Source organism: Bradyrhizobium sp. MI1.11 (genome assembly GCF_055811255.1).
Genome location: NZ_JBVVPM010000172.1, coordinates 1 through 1,392, shown reverse-complemented (window position 1 = coordinate 1,392; position 1,392 = coordinate 1). Strand labels below are relative to the sequence as shown.

The 1,392-nt window shown below is 63.6% G+C and carries 1 protein-coding gene; it reads right to left on the bottom strand.

The annotated features are described in order from the left end of the window. Positions 1-364: 364 nt before the first annotated feature. The coding region (locus AC0L30_RS42930; RefSeq protein WP_473406784.1) for an IS91 family transposase at positions 365-1,392 on the bottom strand (1,028 nt) is incomplete at its 5' end.

The window sequence follows — 1,392 nt, the reverse complement described above, 5'->3', positions numbered from 1 at the left end:
GAATCTGGAGGGTTCTGTGAGGTCGCGCTCACGCGAGGGCGCGGCAGGCGCTTGTGACGCGACCTCATTGAAGCCGGATTGAACGAAGGCGCGGGAGGTTATGCGCGGTTTTGCAGCTATGGGGATTGTTCAAGATCGGAAGGCCCGATCTGCTGGCTCGCCGCGTGTGGCAGAGACACGAGATGTGCGCATCGGGGAAGAGTTGAGATCAGATGCGCTTGGCTGGAGATCGCGATAGGCATTTTGCTGCATCGGACGGTTGTTGTCGCGCCGTGTGGCAGCACGGATTCGACAGCGTCCACGATGATCGAGGCGCTGGGAGCGGAATGACGAATAGCGATCGTTGTGCACGGCATGACTTGGCTCACGATGTATCGCACCGGAACGGGGATGTTTGAGGACTGGAGCGGTTGAAGCTGTGTCGAAAGCGCTCGACGATGCGCATGACGCCACCACAGTCAGGACAGGCGGGAGCCTTGGGCCACGTCAGAGCGTCCGACTCCACAGGCGACGGCTCGCCATCGTTTGGCGCTGTCCGCTCACGATCGAGAAGTTTGCGGCAGAGGGCGAGTTTGGCAGCGCGATGGCCGTTGGCCATGAAGCCGAAGTGGCGGATGCGATGGAAGCCATCGGGCAGCGTGTGAAGAAGGAAGCGGCGGATGAACTCGTCGGCCTTGAGCTTCATGATCTTTGTCGTGCCGTTCTGGCGGTAGTCCTTCCAGGTAAAGGCGACGTGATCCTGGTCGAGGGCTACGAGCCGGCTGTTGGCGATTGCAACGCGATGGGTATAGCGGCCGAGATAGGCCAGCACCTGCGTGGGGCCGCCGAACGGCCGTTTGGCGTAGACGACCCAGCTGATGCGCCGCATGGCGACGAGGTGAGCTGTGAAGGCAGCAGGCTCGGCCAGGGATGCGAGATCGCCGAAGAAGTTCAGGGTGCCGGCGTCGAAGGCAGCGGTCAGACGTTCGAGGAACAGGCGTCTGAACAGCCGGGCGAGCGGTTTGACGGCCAGGAAGAAGTTTGGTCGGCTGGCGATCCAGCGCGGCGCGCTATCGGGCGAGAGGCCGCCGCCCGGCACGACGCAGTGGACGTGGGGATGGTGCGTCAGCGCCTGCCCCCAGGTGTGGAGGACGGCGACGACGCCGATCCCGGCGCCGAGCCGGCGTGGATTGGCGGCGAGCGTCGACATCGCCTCGGCGGCGGCTTTGAACAGGATCGCATAAACGATGGCCTTGTTCTGAAAGGCGATCGCGGCGATCGGAGTCGGTAGTGTGAAGACGACGTGGAAATAGGGAACCGGCAGCAGGTCGGCTTCTCGCGCGGCGAGCCACGCGGCCCGGGCTGGCCCCTGACACTTCGGACAGTGCCGGTTGCGACAGGAATTATAGGCGA